Origin of the sequence: Paludibaculum fermentans (assembly GCF_051172195.1) — a bacterium.
Lineage (GTDB): Bacteria > Acidobacteriota > Terriglobia > Bryobacterales > Bryobacteraceae > Paludibaculum > Paludibaculum fermentans_A.
Genome location: NZ_JBPJAQ010000001.1, coordinates 4,495,263 through 4,512,455, shown reverse-complemented (window position 1 = coordinate 4,512,455; position 17,193 = coordinate 4,495,263). Strand labels below are relative to the sequence as shown.

13 protein-coding genes are annotated in these 17,193 nt (G+C 63.0%); 8 read left to right on the top strand and 5 right to left on the bottom strand.

Annotated features, from left to right (window positions below; genetic code table 11):
• Positions 1 to 220 precede the first annotated feature (220 nt).
• Positions 221 to 3,307, bottom strand: a complete 3,087-nt coding sequence (locus tag ACR9Y2_RS18130; protein WP_435042941.1) for an efflux RND transporter permease subunit — start codon at positions 3,305 to 3,307, stop codon at positions 221 to 223.
• A gap of 193 nt (positions 3,308 to 3,500) precedes the next feature.
• Between ACR9Y2_RS18130 and ACR9Y2_RS18125 the strand changes: the two genes are divergently transcribed.
• From ACR9Y2_RS18125 to ACR9Y2_RS18100, 6 genes are all read left to right on the top strand, one after another.
• Complete coding sequence (locus tag ACR9Y2_RS18125; protein WP_435042939.1) at positions 3,501 to 7,511, top strand: two-component regulator propeller domain-containing protein; 4,011 nt, start codon at positions 3,501 to 3,503, stop codon at positions 7,509 to 7,511.
• Between the two features lie 102 nt (positions 7,512 to 7,613).
• Positions 7,614 to 8,546, top strand: coding sequence for an ACP S-malonyltransferase (gene fabD, locus ACR9Y2_RS18120; RefSeq protein WP_435042938.1), 933 nt, complete (start codon positions 7,614 to 7,616; stop codon positions 8,544 to 8,546).
• Positions 8,530 to 9,198: a 3-keto-disaccharide hydrolase gene (locus ACR9Y2_RS18115; RefSeq protein ID WP_435042937.1), complete on the top strand. Its 669-nt coding sequence runs from the start codon at positions 8,530 to 8,532 to the stop codon at positions 9,196 to 9,198. The genes fabD and ACR9Y2_RS18115 overlap by 17 nt, the downstream gene beginning before the upstream one ends.
• An 8-nt stretch (positions 9,199 to 9,206) precedes the next feature.
• Positions 9,207 to 10,235 (top strand): peptidylprolyl isomerase, encoded by a 1,029-nt coding sequence (locus ACR9Y2_RS18110; RefSeq protein WP_435042936.1) that lies wholly within the window; start codon positions 9,207 to 9,209, stop codon positions 10,233 to 10,235.
• Between the two features lie 54 nt (positions 10,236 to 10,289).
• Positions 10,290 to 11,582, top strand: a complete 1,293-nt coding sequence (locus ACR9Y2_RS18105; protein WP_435042935.1) for a hypothetical protein — start codon at positions 10,290 to 10,292, stop codon at positions 11,580 to 11,582.
• Complete coding sequence (locus tag ACR9Y2_RS18100) at positions 11,575 to 12,726, top strand: DUF362 domain-containing protein (RefSeq protein ID WP_435042933.1); 1,152 nt, start codon at positions 11,575 to 11,577, stop codon at positions 12,724 to 12,726. The genes ACR9Y2_RS18105 and ACR9Y2_RS18100 overlap by 8 nt, the downstream gene beginning before the upstream one ends.
• A gap of 70 nt (positions 12,727 to 12,796) precedes the next feature.
• On the opposite strand, the gene ACR9Y2_RS18095 is transcribed toward ACR9Y2_RS18100, so the two are convergent.
• Both ACR9Y2_RS18095 and ACR9Y2_RS18090 read right to left on the bottom strand, forming a co-directional pair.
• On the bottom strand, positions 12,797 to 13,615 hold the full coding sequence (locus tag ACR9Y2_RS18095) for a DUF4097 family beta strand repeat-containing protein (protein WP_435042932.1): 819 nt from the start codon (positions 13,613 to 13,615) through the stop codon (positions 12,797 to 12,799).
• Between the two features lie 67 nt (positions 13,616 to 13,682).
• Positions 13,683 to 14,300, bottom strand: coding sequence for a 3-keto-disaccharide hydrolase (locus ACR9Y2_RS18090; protein WP_435042931.1), 618 nt, complete (start codon positions 14,298 to 14,300; stop codon positions 13,683 to 13,685).
• A 67-nt stretch (positions 14,301 to 14,367) separates the two neighbouring features.
• Between ACR9Y2_RS18090 and ACR9Y2_RS18085 the strand changes: the two genes are divergently transcribed.
• Positions 14,368 to 14,754: a Fur family transcriptional regulator gene (locus ACR9Y2_RS18085; protein ID WP_435042929.1), complete on the top strand. Its 387-nt coding sequence runs from the start codon at positions 14,368 to 14,370 to the stop codon at positions 14,752 to 14,754.
• On the opposite strand, the gene lspA is transcribed toward ACR9Y2_RS18085, so the two are convergent.
• Positions 14,751 to 15,254, bottom strand: a complete 504-nt coding sequence (gene lspA, locus ACR9Y2_RS18080; protein ID WP_435042928.1) for a signal peptidase II — start codon at positions 15,252 to 15,254, stop codon at positions 14,751 to 14,753. The genes ACR9Y2_RS18085 and lspA overlap by 4 nt on opposite strands.
• A gap of 155 nt (positions 15,255 to 15,409) precedes the next feature.
• On the opposite strand from lspA, the gene ACR9Y2_RS18075 reads away from it, so the two are divergent.
• Positions 15,410 to 16,393 (top strand): tetratricopeptide repeat protein, encoded by a 984-nt coding sequence (locus ACR9Y2_RS18075; protein ID WP_435042926.1) that lies wholly within the window; start codon positions 15,410 to 15,412, stop codon positions 16,391 to 16,393.
• Here the strand turns inward: ACR9Y2_RS18075 and ACR9Y2_RS18070 are convergent.
• Entirely contained in the window at positions 16,377 to 17,183 is an 807-nt protein-coding gene (locus ACR9Y2_RS18070; protein WP_435042925.1) for a ceramidase domain-containing protein, read from the bottom strand. The two genes, ACR9Y2_RS18075 and ACR9Y2_RS18070, sit on opposite strands and share 17 nt — an antisense overlap.
• Positions 17,184 to 17,193: the final 10 nt, after the last annotated feature.

Here is a 17,193-nt window from a genome sequence, read left to right as displayed (position 1 = left end):
TTTTAAGGCGTCGACAGACCCAACACAATTCTTCGGTGGAGAACGGAGCGACATCGGCGCCGCAGACAACGCAGCGGGCGCCTTTCTTGGCTCCCTTGGCCCGCACAGGTTGCCGGGGGGTGGCAGGAGACTTCGCGCGGGTACTTGGTTTTTTCATCTACTTTCAGCTAATCATGGGTGCTACCGGAATAGCAATCCCTAGATACTCCTATAGGTTCCATCAATCGCCAGCGACCGGCACATGAACCGGCTCGCTATGCCGCCGGGCCCAGCGAAGCCGCGCACCTTCAACAAACGAATAGCCTACGGGCACCACCAGCAGCGTCAGCATCAGGCACAGAGTCTGGCCGCCGATGATTGTCACGGCGATGGCCGAGCGGGTGGCCGCACCGGTTCCTACGGCAATTGCAGTAGGAATCAGGCCGGCAATGATCGAAAACGTGGTCATCAGAATGGGCCGCAAACGGATGCGATTGGCTTCCAGGATGGCCTCTTTCAAGGGCATGCCCTCCCGCAGCAGCCGGTTCATACAGTCGATTTGAAGAATACCGTTCTTCTTCACGATGCCCAGCAGGAGGAGGATGCCCAACGCACTGAAAAGATTCAGGGAACGGCCCGTCGCAATCAGGCTGAGCAGGGCGAATGGAATCGAAAGCGGGAGAGTCAGCAGGATGATGAACGGATGGATCAGGCTCTCGAACTGAGCCGCCAGCACCATGTACATGAAGATCGAAGCCAAGCCAATGGCCAGGATCATATTGATGGTAGTCTCTTCCAGAATCTTCACCTGCCCGGCAAAAATCAGGCGGTAGCCGACCGGCAGGTCAACCTGATCGACTACGCGGTTCACGGCGTTGGCAGCGGCATCGAGCGTCACGCCCGGAGCAGGGTTGCCGTAGAAACCGATACCGTACTGGCGGGCCACACGGTCGATGCGGCTCGGGCCAAGGCCGCGTTCCAGCTTGGCGATGGAGTCGAGACGGATCAGGCCCAGGCGGGCGGAGGGCACCAGCAGGCGGCTGAGAACCTCGGGATCGTCGCGCTGGCCGGGCATCAGGCGCACGGTGACCAGGTATTGTTCGCCCAACTCCTTGTAAGTGGAGATCTCGTCTTCACCGGACATCAGCAGGCGAACGGCGGTGGCTACGTCGGAGACGCGGACGCCCAGGTCGCTGGCGAGTTGGCGGTCGATCTGCACCTGCAGTTCCGGATTATTGAAGTTCAGGTTGGCGCGCATATCGGCCAACTCCGGCTGTTTCAACAGCTCAGTGAGCATGCCGCGCGCAATGGGCGCCAATTTGGCGAAGTCGGCGCCCAGCAGGGTGGCGCGGATGGGTGAGAACGTATCGCGGCCGCCCAGCACGTTGGGGAAACTCACCGCCGGACGGGCGTAAGCGTAATCCTTCATGATGGCGCGGATGGCCTGGGCGGTCTCGTTGAGGGGGCCGCGCTGGCCGGGCGGCACCAGCAGGATGGTGAAGCGGGCCATGGTGACGCGGTCGATGAAGCCGGCGCTGGAGGGCACCACGGTCATGACGCCCGGCACCTTTTCTACCTTGCGCGTGACTTCCATGGCCAGGCGTTCCGTGGCTTCGAGAGACGAGCCTTCGGGCAGTTCCATCTGCAGGCCGAGTTCGCTCTGGTCTTCCTGCGGCATCCAGTCGCGGCCAATATAGCGGTTCAGGACAAAGGTTGAGCTGAAGGTGATGACGCAGAGTAGGACGATTGCCCAGCGGTGGCCGAGTGACCAGTCCAGCAGGCGGACATAACCGCGCTCCAGGACAGTGGACTGGTGGCCGTGGTGGGGCTCGCCGGACTTTTTGTGTTTCTTAATCTTCAGGATGCGGGCGCTGAGCGTGGGCGTGAGGGTGAAGGCGACCAACATCGACACCAGGATCGAAACCGACATGGTCCAGCCGAACTGGTTGAGGTAGCGCTTGGCGTAGCCCGTTACGAAGGCGATGGGCACGAAGATGATGACCAGGGAAATGGTGGTGGCCACCACGGCCATCGAGATCTCCTTGGTGGCATCCACCGCGGCACGTTTCGGATCGATGTCGGGATCGGCCTCCATGTAGCGGTAGATGTTCTCGAGAACGATGATCGCGTCGTCGATAACGATACCTACGGCTAGTGTTAAAGCCAGTAGTGTCATCGAGTTCAGGGTGTAGTCGAGATACCGCATCACGGTAAAGGTGGTGATGATGGAGGTCGGGATGGCGATGGAGCTGATGAGTACGGTGCGCCAGTCGCGGATGAACAGCCAGATGATGAACGAGGCCAGCAGGCTGCCGAGGACCAGGTGCTCTTCCAGGCTCTCGACGGACTTCTTAATGTAAGTAGCGGTTTCCTTGATGACGCTGAGTTTCAGGCCGGGCGGCAGGCGTTTGCCGAGCTGGCCGATGCGTTCCAGCGCGGCGTCCACCACCTTCACGGTGTTGGTGCCGGTCTGCCGCTTGATATCGATGAGGACGGCGGGTTTGCCCTGGTAGTAGGCGAACGTCCGCTTTTCGGCCATGCCGTCTTCGGCGTAGCCGACATCCTTCAGCCGGATGGGCACGCCGTTGGCATTCTTGATGATGATGTTATTGAACTGCTCGACGGTCTCGACGCGGCCCATGGTGCGGACGCCCAGTTCGCTGGGCCCGCGGACGATGCGGCCGCCGGGGGATTCGACGTTTTCCGTCTGGATGGCGCGCTCCACCTCCTGGGCTGTCAGGTTGTAGCCATTCAGCTTGTTGAGGTCGAGCATCATGTTGATCTGGCGGTTGCGGCCGCCGTAGATGTCGGCCGAAGCGACGCCATCCACGGTCTCGATGTCGCGGCGCACGATTTTGTCGGCCACTTCCGTGAGTTCGCGCAGGCTGACATCGCCACTCAAGGCGATGGTGACCACGGGATCGGAATCCGGGTCGGCTTTGCGCACGACGGGCGGCAGGACATTCTGCGGCATCTGGCGGACGGCGGAAGAGACTTTCTCGCGAACGTCGTCGACAGCTTCGTTGATGTCCTTCTCGAGGGTGAAGGTGACAATAACGAAGCCGCCACCTTCGCTCACCACGGCGCGCAGTTCATCGATTCCGCTGACGGAGGAAACCGCCTCTTCGAGAGGCATGACCACCTGGGAAACGACTTCTTCCGGACTTGCGCCGGGCAACCGGAAATTCACATAGACCGTGGCGGGATCGGTACGTGGAAACAAATCAACGCCGAGATCCACGAAGCTGAAGAAGCCCATGACCACCAGGAACATGATGAGCATGAAGGCGAAGACGGGCCGCTGAACGCAAATTTCACTTAACCGCACGAAGACAGTGCTCCTGGAAGTAAATGGTGTTCCCAGGGTATCCGAAGTTACCCCGGAACGAGCAAACCTGCCATCTCAGCAGCGAATCGTGTATGGTGAGGACGGGCAGACGGGCCCCTATGTCGTACAGTCCACGTTCCGCCGATGGAAATGGCATAAGGGAGTTGCGAGTTCAAAGCCGGTGAAACTGCGCTTGTTTTCCGCTATCAAACTCGGCCTGGCGATTGGCGTAGTATGCACAATCGACAGGAGTTGGGCCCTGACGCCTGCCAAGAGTATCAGCCAGTATGTATTGGAGCACTGGCACGTCAAGGAAGGGCTCAGGCAAGGCACAGTGCAGGCGCTGGCCCAAACGCCGGACGGCTACCTCTGGCTGGGCACGCGCGACGGTATTGTGCGGTTTGATGGAGTACGTTTTCGTACGTTTCGAACCGCCGACACTCCGGCCCTCAAGCACAACAACATTTCGGACCTGGCCGTAGGGAAAGACGGGACTCTGTGGATCGGGCAATCGGAGGGCGGGGTCACTTCCTGGCGGAATAGCGAACTGCATCATTTCGGAAAGAATGAGGGGCTCGCCAGCGATTCTGTCCGATCGCTGTCGATGGGTCCGGACGGCACCTTGTGGATAGGTTCATTTGGGGCGGGCGTCACGGCGCTGAAGGACGGCAAGGCACGGGTCTTCGCGAAAGCCGAGGGAGTGGCGGACAATACGGTTCGCGCGGTGCTGGGACGGGCTGACGGAGCCTGGATCGGCACGGACAAGGGCGTCTCGCACATTGTGAATGGCCGGGTGATACGGCCTGAATTCGCGACAGAACTGGGACCGGTGCTGATCAATGCATTTCTGGAAGACCGGCGCGGGCAGCTTTGGATTGGGACCGGCGGCAAGGGCCTGGCGCGTTGGACGGGCGGCCGGCTGGAGTACTTCGGCGCACCGCAAGGCCTGAAAGGCACTGTCGTCCGGAGCATTGTGGAAGACCGCGACGGGAATCTCTGGGTGGGCACGGGCAACGCGCTGAACCGCTACTTCGCGGGGCGATTCGAGTCGTTCACCACCGCGAATGGCCTGGGCGACAACTACATCCGGCAGTTGCTGGAGGATCGGGAAGGCAGCCTCTGGGTGGGTTTATTTGGCGGAGGGCTGGACCGGCTGAAGGACGGCCGTTTTGTGAACTGGTCGAGGGAAGAGGGGCTGGCCAGTGATTTCGTCTTCTCGATTCGCGAGATGCGGAGCGGTGAAATCTGGGCGGCGACCAACGGCGGCGGGCTCAGCCGGCTGACGGACGGCGTGGTGACGCCCTTCGGAGCCGCAAGCGGGATGCCGTCGGACGTGGCGCTCTCGATTGGGGAGCAGAGGGACGGCACGCCGCTGGCAGGGTTCAATCACAAGGGTCTATGGACGTGGCGCAATGGCCGGTTCCTGCGGATCCCTATGGACGCTGAGGCCGACCAGGCGGACGTCCTGGCCATGGCGGAAGATGGCAATGGTGCGTTGTGGCTGACCACCAATGCGGGGCTGCGGGTGCGCCGGAACGGGGTTTGGAGCAACCCGGTGGCGCCGGTGGCGGATGGGTCGGATCTGCATCATAGCGACCTGCTGGTGAGGCGCGATGGCAGTGTCTGGACCGCGGGCTCGGACGGAATCGCGCGGCTGACCGGCTCTCGGCTGGAGTTCCAACGGGATGCAACTGGCGCCCGGCTGCCGAAATCGCATGCCTTGTATGAAGACAGCGCCGGCGTGTTGTGGGCCACTACGAACGGGCAGGGCCTGCGGATTCAGCTCAACGGGGTTTGGCAGAAGATCGACGGCGCGAATGGGATGCCGGTCGAGGTGCTTTATCAGGTCCTCGAAGACGCCCAGGGCCAACTCTGGATGACGAGTGATCGCGGCGTGCTGAGGGCGTCCCGCCAGGAGTTATTGGAGGCCGCGGGGCATCCGCAAAAACGCGTCCGGTTCCGGCTGTATGGCTTGGCCGATGGATTGCGCAGCAGCGAGTGCAACGGCGGCGGGGGCGGCCATCCCATGGGGTGGCGCGGCCGGGATGGCCGCCTGTGGATTCCCACGGTACGCGGAGTGGCGATGGTAGACCCCAGCCGCCTGCAAATCCAAAGCCCGCCTCCTCCGGCCGTTGTAGAAGAGATCTGGACCGGGCAGCGCAGCTACCTGCCGGGGCAGGAGGTGACGTTGGCCCCCGGCGCCGGAGATCTGGAGTTCCGGTACCATTCGCTGAGCCTGCGGGCTCCTGAGGGGCTGCGGTTCCGCTATCGCCTGGACGGCTTCGACAGTGAGTGGGTGGAGGCCGGCAACCGGAGGTCTGCGTTCTACACCAATCTGCCACCGGGCCGGTATGTCTTCCGCGTGGAAGTGGCGAGCAACGAGAGCGATTGGGTGGGCGGCGGGCCGATCACGGCGGTGGAACTGAAGCCCCATTTCTACGAGACGCTGCTGTTCCGGGGCCTGGCCGTGCTGGGCCTGATCCTGCTGGGCGTCTGGCTTGCCCGCATCAGGGCAGCCCGCGGCCGGGCGGCGGACCATGCGGCGGCGATGCGCGTGGCCTATCAGGAGATGGAGCAGCGGATTGTCGAGCGCACCTCGGAACTGGACCAGGCGAATCACATCCTCAAAGCGGAGATTGCGGAACGGCGCGGCATTGAGGAGAAGCTGAGGCGGCAGAAGGACGATTACGAGACGATCTTCAATCTGGCGCCCACGCAGATCTGGATCAAGGACACGCAGAACCGGTGCCTGCGCATCAACCGCCAGGTGACGCTGGACCTGGGGCTGGCGCCGGAGGCGGTGGAGGGCCGGACCCTGGAGGAGCTGTTCCCGCAGTTCGCGGGCCGCTATTTCCAGGACGACCTGGAGGTTCTGCGCACAGGTGCGCCCAAGCTGGGCATCCTGGAAAAGGTAAACGCGGCGAATGGCGAGGTGCGGTTGCTGTTCACCGACAAAGTGCCGCGGCGGGATGCCATGGGCGAGACCATCGGGGTTGTGTCGTTCTCGCAGGATGTCACGGACCGGCACCGGCTGGAAGAGCAGTTGCGCCAGGCGCAGCGGCTGGAGAGCCTGGGGCGGCTGGCCGGCGGCATCGCCCACGATTTCAACAATCTGCTCACAGTGATCAACGGTTATGCGGAGGTGCTAGAACGCGGCGGCCACATGGATCCGCGGCGCATGCAAATGTTGTCGGAGATCCGGCGGGCCGGGCAACAGGCGGCCCTGCTCACCCAGCAATTGCTGGCCTTCAGCCGTTCGCAGCAACTGCGGATGGAGATCCTGGACCTGAATGAAATCGTGACCTCACTGGAGACGATCCTGCGCCGCCTGATGGGCGAAAGCGTGGTGCTGGTGATTGAACCGGGCACGGACCTGTGCCGCATCGAAGGTGACGCGGGCCAGGCGCAGCAGGTGCTGATGAACCTGACGCTGAATGCGCGCGATGCGATGCCGGCGGGTGGGGCCCTGCGGATTGCCACGAGAAACGTAGAGGTGAATGCAGCGCAGTCCCAGAACTACCCGAACGTACCGCCTGGCGCCTTTGTCGAACTGATCGTGGCGGACACGGGTGAAGGGATGGACGAGGAGACACAGCGGCGGCTATTCGAGCCCTTCTTCTCGACCAAGGAACAGGGACGAGGCACGGGCCTGGGACTGGCCACGGTATACGGGGTCGTTACCCAGAGCGGCGGGCACATCGTGGTGCAGTCGGTTCCGGGGTTGGGTACGACGTTCAAGATTCTCTTTCCCGCAGTGGCGGCACCGACAGGGGAGAAGGCGACTCTCGAGGCGGCGCCGCCCGCGACTGCCCACACGGGTGTGATGGGGGGCCGGATTCTGCTGGTGGAAGACCAGAAGGACGTCCGCTTCCTGGTTCGGACGATTCTCGAGCAGGCGGGCTACACCGTCATGGAAGCGGGCAATGTAGATCAGGCGGAGAAGATCTGGCGGCAGCAACCGGAGCCGATCGACCTGCTGCTGACAGACGTGGTGATGCCAGGCCGCAGCGGGATCGAACTGGCCGCCTGGGTACGGCAGCAGAGCCAAGACTTCCCCGTGCTGCTGATGTCCGGTTTCGTGGACCAGGAATCGATGGGCGAGGAGCAGGAAGCGCAGGCGGCGCGTGCCCTGCCGATGATCCAGAAGCCATTCAATCCCAGCGACCTGGTGGCCTCGATCCAGCGCATGCTGGCCGGAGTTTAGGACGGCCAGGTGTTGGACCGGCCCACACAAGTCATTTGCCTGCAACAGATCGTATAGATTCCTGATGCGCGCATACTCCATCGGCTAGAATAAAAGGTTCGTATGTCCAAAATCGCATTCCTCTTCCCGGGCCAAGGCTCACAGGCCACCGGCATGGGTAAAGCGTTGGCTGATGCCTACCCGGCCGCAAAAGCGGTTTTCCAGGAAGCCGACGACGCGCTCGCCTATCCGATCTCGAAGCTGTGCTTTGAGGGCCCCGACGATCAGCTGAGACTGACTCAAAACACACAACCGGCGTTGTTGACGGTATCGATTGCGGCGCTGGCGGTGCTGCGCGAGAACGGCTACGCTCCGGCGATTGTGGCGGGCCACAGCCTGGGCGAATATTCCGCCCTGGTCGCGGCGGGCTCATTGAAGTTCGCCGATGCGGTCCGGCTGGTGCGCCAGCGCGGGCTGTACATGCAGGAAGCCGTACCGGCGGGGGTGGGGGCGATGGCGGCGATCCTCAAGCCGCCGCTGGACAAACTGGAAGCGATTCTGGCCGAAGCGGCGCAAGGGGAAGTGGTTTCCGCGGCCAATTTCAACTCGCCGGACCAGTTGGTGATCGCGGGCCATGCCGGGGCGGTGGCGCGCGCCAGCGAAGCTTTCAAGGCGGCCGGGGCGAAGCGCGCGGTGCCGCTGCCGGTGAGCGCTCCATTCCACTGTTCGCTCATGGAACCGGCCCAGCAGCGTTTGAAGGGCGACCTGGACAGCTGCGAATTCGCCTATCTGGCCGTGCCGCTGATCAATAACGTGGAAGCGCGGGAGATCCTGGCCGGCGACGACGCCCGCCAGGGCTTGTACCTGCAGGTGCCCGGCGCTGTGCGCTGGACCGATGCGATGCACAAGCTGGCGGCGTATGGTGTGGACCGGGCCGTGGAAGTGGGCGCCGGGGCGGTGTTGTGCGGTCTGCTGCGGCAGATCGAACCAGGCATCAAGACGGCCAAGTTCGGCGATCCCGCCGATTTGGAGAAAGTCCGTGAGTTACTCGCATAGTTTCCTGATATTCGCCGTCAGCGCGCTTCTCCTGCCCGCACAGGAGCAGAGCGCGCTGGAGCGCGAACCAAAGGGCTGGGTGGATGTTTCGCCCGGCCCTCAATTGCAGGGCTGGACCCGGCTGGGGATCACCCCTGATCCGCGGGCCGAGGCTTCGCAATGGAAGATGCGCGCGGACGGCGTGCTGGAGTGTGAAGGCAATCGCGGGCACGACTGGCTGCGGTACGACCAGGAACAGGGCGATTTCGTGTTCCATGTCGAGTTCCGCTATGTCCCGGTAGAAGGCAACCCGCGGTATAACAGCGGGGTCTTCGTACGGACGCTGGGGGACTACAGCCTGTGGTACCAGAACCAGATCGGCAGCAAGCAGGGCGGCTATTTCTTCGGCTACATCCACGTGGGCGGGCTGAAGCGGCGGTTTGACCTGAGCGGCCAACTGGTGGAACAACGGGTGAAGATCGCGGGCGAATGGAATACTCTGGAAGTCACCGCCCAGGGCCCGGTGCTCACCTCGTGGGTGAACGGCGCGGTAGTCAACCAGTACAAATACTGCCAGTTGGATCGCGGCTACATAGGTTTGGAAGGTGAAGGGTATCGGATCGAGTTTCGGAATCTGAAGCTGAAACCGCTCATGCAGGCTCGGCTACAATGAGACAGTTCATGAATACGAGAAGAAACGCGTCTTTACTCCTGCTGACACTCGGGTTGGTGGGAGCGGCCTGTAAGTCGAGAGTGCCGCCGAACGTGGCCGCCACCGTGAACGGCCGGGCCATCACCTTTGCGGATCTCGATCGCCAGTTCAAGCGGCAATTCCCGCAACAGCCGGAGGGCGCCTCCCCGGACCAGGTGCAGTTTCAGAAGCTGGAACTGCTGCGGACAATGATCGACGAGGAAATTTTCCTGCAACGCGCCGAGAAGTTGTCGCTGCTGGCGAAGGACGACGAGGTGGATTCGCGGCTGAGCCAGTTGAAAGCGCCGTACACGCAGGAAGAGTTCCAGAAGCAGCTCGACGCCCAAGGCATGAACATGGACGAGCTGAAGTCGCAGATCCGGCGGCGGCTGACGATTGAGAAGCTGGTGAACCGCGAGATCGGAAACCAGATCAACATCAGCGACAAGGATGTCAACGAGTTTTATGCCGCCAACAAGGCGAGCTTCCGGTTCCCGGAGACGATGTACCACGTGGCGCGCATTGTGGTGACGCCGGGACCGGATCCGAACGTGAGAAACCTCTCGGGGAACAAGGCGCAGAATGAAGACCAGGCGCGCAAGAAGATCCTCATGATTGAAGCGCGGCTGAAGCAGGGCGAGGACTTCTCGACCCTGGCGCAGGCGTTCAGCGAGGATCCGCAGAGCGCGGCCAATGGCGGCGACGTCGGCTATGTGCAGGAATCGAGCCTGGCGCAGGCCGATCCGGACACGCGCAAAGCGATCATGACGCTGCTGCCCGGACAGGTCTCGACGCCCATCCGCAATGCGGGCGGGTATCACATCCTGAAGATGGTGGCGCGCGAACCGGCGGGCCAGCGCGAACTGGACGATCCGCGCGTGCAGCAGAACATCCGTGAGACGTTGAGGACGCGTAAGGAGCAGTTGCTGCGCAATGCGTATCTCGACGCCTGCCGCAACGAGAGTCCGGTGATGAACTACCTGGCGCTGTCGATTGCGCCCGGCTTCGAGAAGAAGTAACTTTCGACCCGGTGCAACCGGGCTGGTACCGCAATACAATTGTTGCGGTACCAGATGTCTTTATCCTCATCTATTCCGTTCGAATGGCCGGCGTCGTGGCGGAGCCCGGATCTGCTCAAACTGCTGGATGGCGGCCCCATTAATACCCTACTTTTGCCAGAAGGCGCAGCACCTGAAATCCGCACGGCCGCTGTGGGACGCAAGCTGGAATGCCCGGCACAAATCCCCTGGAGTTCGTGGAAGGAAGTAAATTGGCGCTCGGGCGCCGAAATCGTCGCCATCAATGACGGGGTGTGGCCGGACCTGTCGATCAAATCGCAGTCCAATTCCGCTGACGGCGTGCAGGGCGGGCCCACGGGCGCACCCTGGCTGGATGCCAACGGGTGGATGCTGCAACTGGCGCGCTGCCGCGCAGCCGGCCGTCCGGTCTGGATGAAGGCGCCGCCGCCCGAGAAGCCCGAGACGCTGAACTTCTCCACCTACCTTCTGGCCGCCTGCGAAGCGTCCGCGTATGGAGCGCGCCGGCCCATCTGGCTGCCGCACGCCATGGTCGAAGGGCTGGCGAAGGCGAATACGGCGGCCTTGTCGGACTGGCGGAAGTTGATGGAGTTCGAGCGCTGGCTGGAGTCGCACAGTGCATGGGGCACATGGCCGGCGCTGGCGCGGCTGTTGATCGTCTCCGATTTCTCGGGGGCCAACGAATACAATTCGGGCGAAGTGCTGAATCTGTCGGCGCGGCGCAATCTGGCCTTCCTCCCGGTGGAGAAAGCGAAACTGGCCGCGTCCGACCTGGCCGGCCGGCGGGCGGTCCTGTATGCCGATGGCGACGCGATGCCGGCGTCGATGGTGCCGCTGGTGCAGAAGTTCGTCGAAGCCGGCGGGCTGCTGCTCTGCATGAAGGGTCCGGCCGCGGCGATCAGGAACACGCGACCGTCCCGCGAACAGCATCCGCGCTATACGCTGCTGGAGTGCGGCAAGGGACGGGTGGCGGTGAGCAAAGCGGACTGGGACGACCAGTTTGTCGTAGCGCAGGATACGCACCTGCTGATGAGCCGGCGGCATGACGCGCTGCGCCTGTTCAACGGCGGATCGATCACCTGCTACCAGACACAATCGACCGACGGAGGGAAATGGCTGGCCCATCTCTTGAACTACGCGGGCCGCATGCCAGCGCACCAGGTGAGCCTGCAAACCTGGCAGGCGATTAAGGGGGCCAAGGCCTATACGCCCGAAAAACCGCAGGCAGTTGCGCTGGAAATCCATCGCGAACCCGGGCAGCAGGAAGTCTACCTGCCCACCTTTTCCGTCTACTGTGCCGTAGAATTGGAGCTAACTCACCATGCATAGACACATGGCCCCTGGGATTTCACGCCGCCATTTCTTTGCCGCGGCGTCCGCTACCGCACTTCCGCTGTTCGCGGCTGCGCCCGCACCGGCGGCTCCTGTCAGCATTGCGCGCTGTCCCGATTACGGTACGGCGCTGACGCCCACGCTGAAAACCATGTTCGACCAACTGGGCGGCCTCAGCCGGCTGGTGGCGGGCAAGACGGTGGGGATCAAGATCAACCTGACGGGCTCACCCCGGCAACGCCTGGGCAACACGCCGGCGGAGTTGGCGCAGTACACGCATCCGGCGGTGGTGGGGTCAGTCGTCCGGCTGATGGGCCAGGCCGGAGCGCAGCGCATCCGCATCCTGGAAGGGTGCTTCGCCTGCGATGATCCGATGGAGGAGTTCCTGATCGAGGTGGGTTGGGATCCATCGCCGCTGCTGAATGCGGCCGCGCGGGTCGACATGGAGAATACGAACACGCTGGGCAAGGGCGGCAAGTATTCGCGGTTCAAGACTCCCAATGGCGGCCATATCTTCCCGTCGATCATGCTGAACCACTCCTATGAGGAGGTTGACGTCCTGGTGTCGCTGGCCAAACTGAAGGAGCATGCGACCTGCGGCGTCACGCTCTCGATGAAGAATATGTTCGGCGCCACGCCGCTGACGATTTATGGCGATCATGCCGCCAAGGACGATGCGGACGAGGGGACGGCGCGCGGCGGCCGGGGCACCATCATGCATGCCGGCGCACGGCAACCGGCGGCCATTGCCGAGCCGGAGCGGGATCCGAAGTCGCCCAGGGCAGACAAGTACCGCATGCCGCGGATCGTGGCCGACATTGCGGCGGCGCGGCCCATTCACCTGGCCATCATCGACGGCATCTCCACGATGACCGGTGGCGAGGGGCCCTGGAATGGCGGAAGGCTGCGCGCGGTGAATCCGGGGATCCTGATTGTCGGAACGAATGCAGCGTGTACGGATGCGGTGGGTACGGCGGTGATGGGTTTCGATCCGATGGCCGAGCGCGGGACGCCGCCGTTTGAGCGCTGCGACAGCTCGCTGAAGCTGGCCGAGATGCACGGGGTGGGGACGCGTGACCTGTCGCGGATCGAAGTGGTGGGACTGCCGATCAAGGACGCAGTGTTCAAGTTCCGGGCCTAGAAACCCGGCGGGGCAAAAATAGAGGCCGGCATGCAGGGCCGGCCTCTTTTGCTTCAATTTCGAACTGGAGTTAGGCTTTTCTCTTGATCTGAACGCCGCCGTTGACGGTGGAGACGCTCACTCTTGGTCCGCCGCCGCCTACGCGCAGATCCATTTTCTTGGGGCCCCATTTGCCTTCCACTACGGCGCCGTCGATGTTGGTGGTCATGCCACCGTTGACGGTCTGGGCATGGACGTCGGCCGAAAAAGTCGCAGGAACGGAGAGGACGACTCCGCCATTCACCGTCTCGACTTCCAGCCCTTCGCCTTCCCAGCGGGTGCCCGCGATGTCGACATGTACGCCGCCATTCACGGTTTCACCCTTGACGGTGCCGTTCACGCCGGAGAGGGTGATGCCGCCGTTGACGGTCTGGAACTTCAGGTTGCCGCGGACGTCGGAGACGTTGATGCCGCCATTGACGGAATCCAGCTTGAGGTCGATTTTGCGGGGGACGAAGGCCTCGTAGCTGACGCTCCACTTCTGGTCGCCGGTCCGGATGCCGAACGTGGTGGACTTGGGGCCATCGGACTTCACGGTGGAGCCGCTGGTGAGAACGTGGACCTGGTTCAGGCGGTCGCGCGATTCTGAGTCGCTGTCGCCCCAGGCTTCCACTTTGGCGCGGAGCAGAATTTCGTTGCGGTCCCAGGCCACAATGCGGATGCCGCCGTTGGGTGCCGCATCGACCTCCAGGCGTCCGGAATAGGCGACATTCATCTCGCGCAGGTCGCAGACACGGTGGCGGCTGTCGTTCCCGCGGTCGTCACAGGTGAGTTTCTTTTCCTGTGCCGGCGCCAGGGCCGTCGCAAGAAGAAAGGCCGCCCCTAGGGCGGAGATGGTGCGAAGAGTCATCGCGTAACCTCCAACCCGTAAAGACGGCCTTTCGGCGAAGATGTTCGAGATAGATGTAACGAACCGGTTATTTCTTTGCGGCAGCGGCGGGCGGGATCTCGCGGAACATCAGGTTCTTGTAGAAGACCGAGCTCTTGGGATCGTGCTGCTGCAGGGCGATGTAGCCCTTCATGAAGGTGTTCTTCTCGTCGACGAAGTCCGTGATGACCTTGTCGTTCACCTTGATGATGATGTGATTGCCGTCGGCGATGATGTGCTGGACGCCCCACTCGCCGGGCTTGGTCGGGCTCTCGAGGTTCTTGTGGAAGTTATAAAGGCTGCCGGTCTTGACCGGATCGCGATGGGTGGCGTTGACCTGGGCTTCATAGCCCTTGGGGAAGCCGGGGCCGAACGCGGTGCGGAAGTACATGCCGCTGTTCGAGCCTTCCATGATCTTGAACTCGGCCTTGAACTCGCAGTTAGTGCACTCTTTGGTCATCCAGAAGAGGTGGCTGGCGGCATCGTGACCCTTGATACACATTTTGCCGTCTTCCTTCACCACGGTCCAGCTGTCGGGGTGTTCGTTCGCCTTCCAACCGTCCAGGGTCTTGCCGTTGAACATTTTGATCCATTTGCCGGGCTTGTCCCCGGCGCACAGGGGGAGGGCGAGGACCAGGCCCGCCAACAGAACGGTGCGGAGTTTCATGTTCGCTATTCTATTCGAGTTTCAGGTCCGGACGCACGCCTGAAAGCCTCGCTATCATGAGGTAGGGATGGTGACACGCAACACGCGGCAAAAGGCCGCCATTCGCGAGGCGTTCGAGCACGCGGACCGTCCGCTTTCCACCGACGAAGTGCTGGCGATCGCCCAGACCGCGGTGGATGGCCTGGGCATTGCCACCGTGTACCGCAACATCAAGGCGCTGGTGGACGAGCAGTGGCTGCTGGCCGTGGAACTGCCTGGTGAGGCCCCGCGCTACGAGATTGCGGGCAAGGCACATCATCACCATTTCCGCTGCGATCAATGCGGCCGGGTCTTCGAGTTGCACGGCTGCGTTCCGGCGATTGAAGCGCTGGCGGCGCCGGGGTTTAGCGTGCGCACCCACGAACTGGTGCTGTACGGCATCTGCGCGCAGTGCGGTGAGCCGCCGCCGGCCTAACTCTGCTGCGACTCGGCCGGACGCCGCACCATCCACAAATTCAGCAGCAGCAGGCCCGCGCCGACGGTGATGGCGCTATCGGCGAGGTTGAAGATGGGGAAGTGGTGGCCGCTCCAGTAGAAATCCAGGAAATCGGTGACGCTGCCGAACATGATGCGGTCGAAGAGGTTGCCGACTGCTCCGCCCAGCACCAGGGCAAGGGCGGCGCGGAGGGTCCAATGCTCCTTCGAGGCAGGTTTGCAGGCCGTCCAGAGCAGGCTGGTGACCAGGATCATCACGGCCGCCGAGAAGATGACCAGCAGCGGATTGCCGCGCGTGCCGGCGGAATCGGCAAACATGCTGAAAGCAATGCCTGTGTTGCGGGTATGGATGATCTGGAACAGCCCTGGAATCACGGCCACCGTATCCCACGACTGCACCCTGGTTTCTATCAGGTATTTGGTGGCCCGGTCGAAAGCCAGGATCAGGAGAGTGAGCCCGAATGGCCACCAGCGTTGCATAAGGTTCAGGCTCCCACAATCCGGCGGACGGCGCTGGAGCGGCGGGTTCCAGAATCTGCCGGAGGTGCCATCGTGCCTGCTCTCATTGTGACCGCAGCCTCTATCGTACAAAATGGGTGGAACGGGCCGCCGTGGCGGCGCGTCTGGAACTGACGATGAAACGGTCTCATTGGCTGAACATTGGGGCACTCCTTTTTGGAGTAGTGGCCGGCCTGAAGGCTGAGACAGTCCTGCTGACGCATGACGCAACCGGTAACTTCCTGAAGCAGGCGCCTGTGGTGCTGCGCAAGGGCGGCTTCGCGCTGGTGTCGAGAGATGCGCTGTTTGGCGCAGCCACAGCTCACGTCCTGGATGACACCGGCGGACTGCATCCGGTGCTGTGGATCACGGCGGACGATGCGGATGCGGGGGTGGCCGAGGTCTTTGTCGGCGCGCAGGCGCCCAAGGGACCCGACGCAGCCACCACGATGTCGCGCCACGTCCGGATGCGGCACCACGAGGCGAATATCGAGAATACGAAGGAGGCCGGCGGCTTCGGCTTCGTTTCGCGATTGGACTGCGGCGGCCCCAAGGACCCCGATAGTGAACCGTTGTACGACGAACACGGCTTGCTGGCCGGCTGGCATGCGACACGGGTGGTGGATGGCCGCAATACGGCGTTCGCCGTGCCGCTGTCGCGCTTCGACGCCATCTCCCAGACCTCGCGGATGTCGGTGGCGGAATGGAATCGAAGCCACGATGCGTCGAAGGAGGAGGCTTACCAGCGCGCCATGGGCTACCTCTGGATGGAGGACTTCGACGGCGCGTTGTTCTACTTCCAGAAGGCGGTGGACCAGGATCCGCAGAATGCCCGCGGCTGGTACCACCTGGCCTTCGCGCAGGGTAAGAACGGGCATGGCAAGGCGAAACTGGCGTGCTACAAGAAGGCTGTCGAGCTGGATCCGCAGTTTCCGCCCGCCCATTACTACCTCGGCTTCTCCCTGCTGATCGGCGGAGACCGCGACGGTGCTCTCGCCGAGTACCGCAAGCTCAAGGATCTGGACGAGGGCTGGGCGTCCCGGCTGAAACTGTTCCTGGACGCCGCCCATGTGGATGTGATGGAGAAGCCGGATCCCAAAGCCGCTAAGCGGATTGCGTAACCGGCTCGTCCAGGCGCCGTTGCGCTACGCCCACGAAATACGCCAGCAGCGCGAGGGCCGCGGCCAGATGCTTCCAGGGATGGCCCCCTCCGGGCAGGTAGGCGGCGAGCGCGCCATCGTTCAGTTCCAGTATCTTGGCGAGGATATACAGGGCGATCATCCACCACGTGCCGCGCTGACCGATGTACCGCGCGGGGCACAGGATCAGCAGCAGCGGCAAGGCGAGGATCGGGAAGAACTGCACGGCGCCGTAGAGGCGCAGATCTCCGGTCAGGCGCCAACTCAACACGGAGAACACGCCTAGCGCGATGAGCGGCAGCAGCAAAAGGCCGCCCACCCGCAGGCTGATGCGCTCGCCCAGCGTAATTGCCAACAGCGACATGAACACCACGGTCATCGGCAGGCGGTCCCAGAACAGCGTCGTCGAGTCCGGAGCCCAGTGGTAGTAGCCGGAACCCAGGGCCACGGCCGCCGCGCCAAGCGTGACGAGCCAGTGCGCCGCACGTTCCCAGCCAACCAGGAAGACCGGGCCGCGTAGCAGGATCCAAGCACCGGCAGCGGCCACAGCCAGGAACGGCAGGTTCGAGAGCACGTTCCACAAGTTGGGGATCCCGAACCAGCCGCGCTGGTCGGTGAACAGGTGATAGGCCGGATCCTGGTGAACCGGTGGCACCCAGAGCAGGCCGCACAGGGTGATGGCCAGCAGCACGAGCAGCGCCGCGGGTCCGGTTTTGTTTGGGGCGCACGTCCGCGGACGCGCCAGAGCGCGAATGCCAACTTCGGATGTCATGGGAGCCTCG